General features: G+C 63.6%; 10 protein-coding genes. 9 read left to right on the top strand and 1 reads right to left on the bottom strand.

Annotated elements, in window-relative coordinates; all coding sequences use genetic code 11:
• The coding region (locus tag VMR03_RS17430; RefSeq protein ID WP_325407472.1) for a DUF6898 family protein at positions 1-227 on the top strand (227 nt) is incomplete at its 5' end.
• A gap of 18 nt (positions 228-245) precedes the next feature.
• Here the strand turns inward: VMR03_RS17430 and VMR03_RS17425 are convergent.
• Positions 246-695, bottom strand: a complete 450-nt coding sequence (locus VMR03_RS17425) for a MucR family transcriptional regulator (RefSeq protein WP_325407471.1) — start codon at positions 693-695, stop codon at positions 246-248.
• A 518-nt stretch (positions 696-1213) separates the two neighbouring features.
• On the opposite strand from VMR03_RS17425, the gene glyA reads away from it, so the two are divergent.
• The 8 genes from glyA to thiL all read left to right on the top strand — a co-directional run.
• Positions 1214-2512, top strand: coding sequence for a serine hydroxymethyltransferase (gene glyA, locus VMR03_RS17420; protein WP_414693200.1), 1299 nt, complete (start codon positions 1214-1216; stop codon positions 2510-2512).
• Positions 2513-2573: 61 nt separating this feature from the next.
• Complete coding sequence (nrdR, locus tag VMR03_RS17415) at positions 2574-3053, top strand: transcriptional regulator NrdR (RefSeq protein ID WP_325407467.1); 480 nt, start codon at positions 2574-2576, stop codon at positions 3051-3053.
• A gap of 36 nt (positions 3054-3089) precedes the next feature.
• Entirely contained in the window at positions 3090-4196 is a 1107-nt protein-coding gene (gene ribD, locus VMR03_RS17410) for a bifunctional diaminohydroxyphosphoribosylaminopyrimidine deaminase/5-amino-6-(5-phosphoribosylamino)uracil reductase RibD (RefSeq protein ID WP_325407465.1), read from the top strand.
• Positions 4197-4823 carry a riboflavin synthase gene (locus VMR03_RS17405; protein ID WP_325407463.1) on the top strand — a complete coding sequence of 209 codons (627 nt, stop codon included), beginning with the start codon at positions 4197-4199 and terminating at the stop codon, positions 4821-4823.
• Positions 4823-5992, top strand: coding sequence for a 3,4-dihydroxy-2-butanone-4-phosphate synthase (gene ribB / locus VMR03_RS17400; RefSeq protein WP_325407461.1), 1170 nt, complete (start codon positions 4823-4825; stop codon positions 5990-5992). Before VMR03_RS17405 ends, ribB begins: the two co-directional genes overlap by 1 nt.
• Positions 5986-6447: a 6,7-dimethyl-8-ribityllumazine synthase gene (gene ribH / locus VMR03_RS17395; RefSeq protein WP_414693201.1), complete on the top strand. Its 462-nt coding sequence runs from the start codon at positions 5986-5988 to the stop codon at positions 6445-6447. Before ribB ends, ribH begins: the two co-directional genes overlap by 7 nt.
• A complete protein-coding gene (gene nusB / locus VMR03_RS17390) occupies positions 6444-6995 on the top strand; it encodes a transcription antitermination factor NusB (protein ID WP_325407457.1) in 552 nt (183 codons plus the stop codon). Before ribH ends, nusB begins: the two co-directional genes overlap by 4 nt.
• A partial coding sequence (gene thiL, locus VMR03_RS17385) for a thiamine-phosphate kinase (RefSeq protein WP_325407455.1) occupies positions 6973-7956 on the top strand: 984 nt, incomplete at its 3' end. The genes nusB and thiL, both read left to right, overlap by 23 nt.

Here is a 7956-nt window from a genome sequence, read left to right as displayed (position 1 = left end):
TCGAATTTGTGCCCGTAGGCGGCAGCGTAAAGGTCACGGCGACTGACACTGCGACCGGCACCGACGTGACGATCGTCGGTCCAGCCGGCGCGCCTCATCGCGAACTTGAGCGCATCGCGGTTCAGAAGCTGCGTCAGAGATTGATGCGGGAAGGGGAAGGCGGCGTCGCGCCCGCCAAATCCACTTCTGGTAGAGGCGGGGCGGGCGGCGGCGGGATTGTCGTCTAGGGACAGGGACGCGCCTGTTTATTTGCGGCGGCGGCTCCGTGCGCCGCTGGTGCTGCTGCGGCCGAGGCCGATCTGCTTGGCAAGGCGGGAGCGCTGCGCCGCATAGTTTGGTGCCACCATCGGATAGTCGGGCGGCAATCCCCAGCGGGCACGATATTCCTCGGGGGTCATTCCGTATTGCGAGCGGAGATACCGCTTCAGCATCTTCAGTTTCTTGCCGTCCTCGAGACAGACGATGTAATCCGCCGTCACGGACTTCTTGATAGCCACCGCCGGCGCAAGTTCTTGCGCGGCGCCCTGGCCGCCGCCTTGTTCCAGATTGGCCAACGTATTGTGCACCGTGCGGATCACATCAGGTAGATCGACGGCGTTAAGGGTGTTTTTACTTACATAGGCGGCCACGATATCGCTCGCCAACCTGAGAAGCCCCGCGGTTGATCCATCGCTCTTGTTCTTGTTTTCGCTCATTACAGGAACTCGCCTCTGATCGGCGGCCTCGCCACCCTCATCGAATCCATTTCCAGATTAGCGATACTCTTCTAGCTCGTTAAGTCGCGGACGATCAAGGTGTGTCAAAGCTGTTTTGACTGTTATTCCCGCTAAACTCCGATCTGGATATACGTAAAAGCGGTATTAATCATGGAAAATAGCCGAATACATCAGGTTGAGCGGCCCGATATCTTGTGACAAGGAGGCTTTTTCGCCGCGAACCCCAGTCAACAGCCCTGGTCCACCGCGTGCTCCTTGCCATATGCCGCACCAAATAGCCCCACCGGATCGAGGGCCAAATGTGCTGTGGATAGCGAGTCCGCTCATGCTTGTAGTGCGTTGGCTTCATGTGCCGATATGTGGTATCACGCGGCCAGAGGCTCAGCGGAACATGGTTGCGGCGGCGGTCCCATTTTTGTCGATCGCGCTTACGATCCTGCCGCCAGTTTGTTTCATTTCCGGCGAACAAGGTTCAATCGATGTCTTCGAGCAACGCAATGGCTGGACAGGCAGTTCCTGCCGGCTTCTTCAACGACGGCCTTGCCGAAAGCGATCCCGATATCCTGCGCGCCATCGAGAAGGAACTCGGTCGCCAGCAGACTCAAATTGAGTTGATCGCCTCGGAGAATATCGTCTCCCGCGCCGTTCTCGAGGCGCAGGGCTCGATCATGACGAACAAGTATGCCGAGGGTTATCCCGGCAAACGCTATTACGGCGGCTGCGAATTCGTCGACATCGCCGAGGAACTGGCGATCGAGCGAGCGAAGCGACTCTTCGATTGCGCCTATGTGAATGTGCAGCCCAACTCCGGCTCGCAGGCCAACCAGGGTGTCATGATGGCGCTGCTGAAGCCAGGCGACACCATCATGGGCATGAGCCTCGCCGCCGGTGGTCATCTCACGCATGGCGCCGCGCCCAACCAGTCGGGCAAGTGGTTCAATGCGGTTCAGTACGGCGTGCGCCAGCAGGATCACCAGATTGATCTTTCCGAAGTCGAGGATCTGGCGAAGACACACAAGCCGAAGATGATCATCGCTGGCGGCTCAGCCTATCCACGCGTCATCGACTTCAAGGCGTTCCGCGCTATCGCCGACAGTGTCGGCGCGTTGCTGATGGTCGACATGGCCCATTTCGCGGGCCTCGTCGCGGGCGGCGTCCATCCGAGCCCGCTGCCTTTCGCCGACGTGGTGACGACGACGACGCACAAGACGCTGCGCGGTCCGCGCGGCGGCATGATCCTCTCGAACAACGAGGACATCGGCAAGAAGATCAACTCGGCGATCTTCCCCGGCATCCAGGGCGGCCCGCTGATGCATGTGATCGCGGCGAAGGCCGTCGCTTTCGGCGAGGCGCTGCGTCCGGGCTTCAAGCTCTATGCGAAATCCGTCGTCGAGAATGCGCGTGCGCTTGCGGCGACGCTCGCCGAGGCGGGCTTTGCTATCGTTTCCGGCGGCACCGACACGCATCTGATGTTGGTCGATCTGCGGCCGAAGCATCTGACCGGCAAGGTCGCGGAAGCGGCGATGGAGCGGGCAAGCATCACCTGCAACAAGAACGGCATTCCCTTCGATCCCGAGAAGCCTACGATCACCTCGGGCGTGCGTCTCGGAACGCCGGCGGGAACGACGCGCGGTTTCGGCGTCGCCGAATTCCAGTTGGTCGGCAAGCTCATCACGGAAGTTCTCACCGGTCTGGCGCAGAACGGCGAGGAAGGAAATGCGAAGGTCGAGGCGGCGGTGCGCGACCGTGTGCTCGATCTCTGCAAGCAGTTTCCGATTTACGGCGGACCCAGATAGGCTGACCGGATCGCGGTCGATGATTGCAGTATGCGGCGAATAGAGGCGGGGGCTTGAGGGGATGCGTTGTCCTTATTGCGGCAATGAAGATACGCAGGTTAAGGACTCTCGTCCGACCGAAGACAACACGTCGATCCGGCGGCGGCGTTTCTGCACGGCCTGCGGCGGCCGGTTCACGACCTTTGAGCGGGTGCAGCTGCGCGAATTGACCATCATCAAGAAGAGCGGTCGCAGGGTTCCCTTCGACCGCGACAAGCTTGTGCGTTCCGTGCAAATCGCGATGCGCAAACGCCCAGTTGAGCAGGAACGCATAGAGCGTATGGTGTCTGGCATCGTGCGCCGGCTCGAAAGCATGGGCGAGAGCGAGATTCCGTCGGATACGATCGGAAAGCTCATCATGGAAGGTCTGAGTTCGCTCGACCCCGTCGCCTATGTCCGTTTCGCGTCGGTTTACAAGAATTTCCGCGAAGCGAGAGACTTCGAGGAGTTCCTGGGCGAATTGAGCGGCCCGGGCCGGGACGAGGGCGACGACGACCGCTGACCGATCTCGCCCCAACAGACAGATTGGGGTTCCGGGATGGCGAAAGCCGCTGATACCGAATTCATGAAGATGGCGCTGAACGTCGCCGCGCGCGGCTTGGGTATAGTCGCGCCCAATCCGGCTGTCGGTTGCGTCATCGTGAAGGACGGCATCGTCCTGGGGCGCGGCTGGACGCAGAAGGGTGGTAGACCTCATGCCGAGACCGAGGCATTGGCTCGCGCGGGTGAAACCGCACGGGGCGCCACCGCCTATGTCACCCTCGAGCCTTGCGCCCATCACGGCAAGACGCCGCCTTGCGCCGAGGCGCTGATCGCAGCCGGCGTGGCGCGCGTCGTCGGTGCGGTCTCCGATCCCGATCCCCGCGTGGCCGGCAAGGGCTACGAGATGCTGCGCAAGGCCGGCATCGAGGTCGTCGAGGACGTTTGCGAAACGCAGGCGCGTGACCTCAATCGCGGATTCTTTCTGAAGGTGAAGGAAGAGCGCCCGCTGGTAACGCTCAAGCTCGCCACCTCCGCCGACGGCAAGACGGCGACGCATGACGGCCACAGTCAATGGATCACCGGCGAACTGGCGCGCGCGCGCGGACATCACCTGCGCGCGACGCATGACGCGATCATGGTCGGCAGCGCCACGGCGATCGTCGACGATCCCGAACTGGTCTGCCGTCTTCCGGGCCTCGAGGCGCAATCGCCGGTGCGCATCGTCGCCGACGGTCGCCTGCGTCTGCCGCTGACTTCGAAGCTCGTGCGCGGCGCGCGAAAGACACCGCTCTGGATTCTCGTTTTGCCGGGCGCCGAGGCGGCACGTCGCGCCGCCTTCGCCGATTGCGGTGTTGAGCTTATCGACGTTCCGGCGGGTGCGGACGGTTTGATGGATATGAAAGCGGCGATGCAGCGTCTTGCGTCGCGGGGAATAACGCGACTTCTGGTCGAGGGCGGTGCGCGCCTCGCTGCCTCGCTGATGCGGGCGCGTCTCGTCGATCGTGTCGAATGGTTCCGGGCGCCTCGCATCATCGGCGGCGACGGCTATTCGTCAATCGCGGCCCTCGGCGTCGATACGCTGGACCAGATGCCGTCGCTGGCCCTGCGGCGCACGGTCGCGCTCGGCGAAGACACGCTTACGAGTTACGTTGTGCGAGGTTGAATGTTCACAGGCATCATCACCGATGTCGGCCGGGTCAAGGCCGCCGAAATGCGCGGCGACACGCGCTTCGTCATTGAGACGAGCTACGATCCGGACACGATCGCGCTCGGCGCATCCATCGCCTGTTCGGGCTGCTGCCTGACTGTGGTTGAGAAGGGACGCGACGGCGCCCGCAACTGGTTCGCGGTCGATGCCTCCGCCGAAACGCTCGGCTGCACGACGCTGGGCACATGGAAGCCCGGCACGCCGGTCAATCTCGAACGCGCCCTGAAGGCAGGCGACGAACTCGGCGGCCATATCGTCAGCGGCCATGTCGACGGCGTCGGCACCATCGTCGACATGAGGCCGGAAGGAGATTCCGTCCGCTTCACCTTCGAGGCGCCGGAGCCCCTGCGCAAATTCATTGCCTCCAAGGGCTCCGTCACCATCGACGGCACGTCCCTGACCGTGAACGAAGTCGAGGACGTCCGCGTCGGCGCAAATGAGAAAAGAGCGCGCTTCGGCGTCAACATCATCCCCCATACCCAGGCGGTCACCACATGGGGCCAGGCCGAAGTTGGAAATTCCGTTAATCTTGAAATAGACATGCTGGCGCGCTATGTCGCCCGCCTTGCAGAGAAGGACTGATGACCGTGTACAAGGAATATCTGTCGCCCATCGAGGAGGTGATCGAGGACGCCCGCAACGGCAAGATGTTCATTCTCGTCGATGCCGAAGATCGGGAGAACGAGGGCGACCTCGTCATTCCCGCGCAGATGTGTACGCCCGAAGCGATCAACTTCATGGCGAAATACGGCCGCGGCCTGATCTGCCTGTCGCTGACCAACGATCGTGCGAAGCAGCTCAATCTTCAATACATGTCGTCGAACAACCAGTCGCGCAACCAGACGGCCTTCACCGTCTCGATCGAGGCGCGCGAGGGCATCTCGACCGGCATTTCGGCGCATGACCGCGCGCATACGGTTTCGGTTGCCATCGACCCTACCAAGGGCCAGAACGACATCGTCTCGCCGGGCCATGTCTTCCCGCTCGTCGCCAAGGACGGCGGCGTTCTGGTGCGCGCCGGTCATACCGAGGCGGCGGTCGACATTGCGCGCCTCGCCGGACTCTATCCGTCGGGCGTCATCTGCGAGATCATGAACGACGACGGCACCATGGCCCGCCTGCCGGACCTCGTGCAGTTCGCCCAGCTTCACGGCCTCAAGATCGCGACTATCGCCGATCTCATCGCCTATCGCCGCCGCTACGACCATTTCATCCACCGCGCCATCGAAACCGAGCTCGAGAGCAAGTATGGCGGCGAGTTCAAGATGATGGTCTATCTGAACACCGTCGAATATGCCGAGCACATCGCGCTGGTGAAGGGCGACATCTCGACGCCCGAACCGGTGCTGGTCCGCATGCATGCAATGAATGTCTTCGACGACATTCTCGGCGCGTCGGGCGGCCGGTCCGATCTTCTGAAGGACTCGATGGACATCATCTCGGAGGAGGGGCGCGGCGTCATCGTGCTGATCCGCGACACCACGGCGACCGTCGTTTCCGACCTGCTGCTCCGCAAGGGCGAGAATGTCGAGCAGCGCATGCCCCGTCGCCTGCGCGAATATGGCGTCGGCGCGCAGATACTGCTTGATCTCGGCGTCCATGACATGGTCCTTCTCTCCGACACCGACCGCAGCATCGTCGGCCTCGAGGGATACGGGCTCCGGATCGCCGGTCAGCGGCCGATCAGTGCCCGCAAGCGCGCCCAGAACGAAAACAAGGGCGAGAAGAAGCCGAAGGAGACCGCATCTTGAAGACGACGAAGGCGCATATCCTCATCATCGAGGCGCGGTTCTACGAGCATCTGGCCGACGAGCTGGCGCGCGGTGCCATAGCCGAAATCGAGGCGCGCGGCGCCACATGGGAGCGCGTCGCCGTGCCCGGCGTTCTGGAAATACCGGCGGCCGTCAAGTTCACGCTCGACGCCATGGCCCATGGCGGCGTCACCAAGCGGGTCGACGGGTTCGTCGTGCTTGGCTGCGTCATTCGCGGTGAGACGACGCATTATGATATAGTTTCCAACGAGTCAGCGCGGGCGCTGATGGACCTCTCGGTCGATCGCTCGCTGGCGCTCGGCAACGGCATCCAGACGGTCGAGAACGAGGCGCAGGCGCTTGCTCGCGTCCGGGTGGATGAAAAAAACAAGGGCGGGGGGGCCGCGCGGGCCTGCCTCGACATGATCGATCTCAAGCGCAGCATGGGCGCATGACGCAAGGTACGGCCAAGATGACGGCTTCGGCGGAGACGCCTGCTTCCGGCGACAATCGCGATACCGGCGCGCACGATGCAGGTGCGCGCAGCGCCGCGCGTCTCGGCGCCGTGCAGGCTCTTTATCAGATGGACGTCGCGGGCACGGCGCTCGACGACATCGTCGACGAATTCGTGCATCACCGCTTTGGGCAGGAAATCGAGGGTTCGGTCTATGCCCGCGCCGACGAAGCCCATTTCGAGGACGTCATTCGCGGCGTCGTGCGCGAGCAGCGCGACATCGACCAGGCGGTAAACGGCGCGCTCGCCAAGGGCTGGACGCTGGCCCGTATCGACGCGACGCTCAGGGCCATTCTGCGCGCCGGCGTCTATGAGCTGCGTCGCTGCAAGAACGTGCCGGTCAAGGTCGTCATCAACGAATATGTCGACGTCGCCAACGCCTTCTTCGAGGGCGATGAGCCGGGCGTCGTCAATGCCGTCCTCGACAGGCTCGGTGGAACGGTGCGCAAAGCGGGTGGTGCGGGCGATGCCGCCGCCGGATCGTCCTGACGAATTCGGCCTGATCGAACGCGTCTTCGCGCCGCTGGCCGCCGAAGCGCCCGGCGCTTTCAGCCTCACCGACGACGCCGCCGTCTTCACGCCCACGGAGGGCATGGAAATGGTGCTGACGGTCGATGCCATCGTCGAGGGCGTGCATTTCCTCAAGGCCGATCCTGCCGACAGCATTGCGCGGAAGCTTCTGCGCGTGAACCTCTCCGACCTTGCCGCCAAGGGCGCGATCCCGCGTGGCTATCTCCTCGTCACCTCGTGGCGGCCGGATACGCCTCTACCGTGGATCGAGGACTTTGCGCGGGGCCTCGCCGAGGATCAGCGCACATACGGCCTCTCGCTCTGGGGCGGCGACACGGTGTCGAGCGACGGACCGCTCACCTTTTCGCTGACCGCCATAGGCGAGGTTCCTCGCGGACAAATGCTGCGCCGCTCCGGTGCCCGGCCGGGCGACGACCTCTACGTCACCGGAACCATAGGCGACGCCGCCCTAGGCCTTCTGGCGGCGCAGGGAAGGCTCGACGCAGCGGTGGAGGATGTGGACTGGCTCGCCGGCCGCTACAGGCTTCCATGCCCTCGCAATGCCGTTGGGCCGCGCCTGAGGGGGCTCGCGACCGCCGCGCTCGACGTCTCCGACGGATTGATGGCCGATCTGGGGCATCTCTGCGCCGCGTCCGGCGTCGGCGCCACCGTCGAGACGGCGCTGGTGCCGCTATCTCCGGTAGTCGACCGCCTTCTGACAGCGGATCCGTCCCGGCTCGAAGCCGTGCTGACGGGGGGCGACGACTACGAGATCCTTTTCGCCGCGCCCCCCGGAAAGGCCGCCGACATCGCCCGGGCCGCTACGGAAACCGGCACCTCGATCACGCGCATTGGTTGGGTTGTCGAGGGCAGAGAGGGCGTCTCGGCGGTCGACCGGCAGGGCCGCCCGGTCGCGCTCAAGCAATTGGGATTCCGTCAC

This window comes from Parvibaculum sp. (genome assembly GCF_035511255.1).
Taxonomy (GTDB): Bacteria; Pseudomonadota; Alphaproteobacteria; order Parvibaculales; family Parvibaculaceae; genus Parvibaculum.
This window is presented reverse-complemented; position numbering and strand designations above follow the sequence as displayed.

Coding starts and splice junctions, on each gene's coding strand:
- VMR03_RS17425 (WP_325407471.1), bottom strand. CDS start 695: ATGAGCGAAAACAAGAACAAGAGCGATGGATCAACCGCGGGGCTTCTC.
- glyA (WP_414693200.1), top strand. CDS start 1,214: ATGGCTGGACAGGCAGTTCCTGCCGGCTTCTTCAACGACGGCCTTGCC.
- nrdR (WP_325407467.1), top strand. CDS start 2,574: ATGCGTTGTCCTTATTGCGGCAATGAAGATACGCAGGTTAAGGACTCT.
- ribD (WP_325407465.1), top strand. CDS start 3,090: ATGGCGAAAGCCGCTGATACCGAATTCATGAAGATGGCGCTGAACGTC.
- VMR03_RS17405 (WP_325407463.1), top strand. CDS start 4,197: ATGTTCACAGGCATCATCACCGATGTCGGCCGGGTCAAGGCCGCCGAA.
- ribB (WP_325407461.1), top strand. CDS start 4,823: ATGACCGTGTACAAGGAATATCTGTCGCCCATCGAGGAGGTGATCGAG.
- nusB (WP_325407457.1), top strand. CDS start 6,444: ATGACGCAAGGTACGGCCAAGATGACGGCTTCGGCGGAGACGCCTGCT.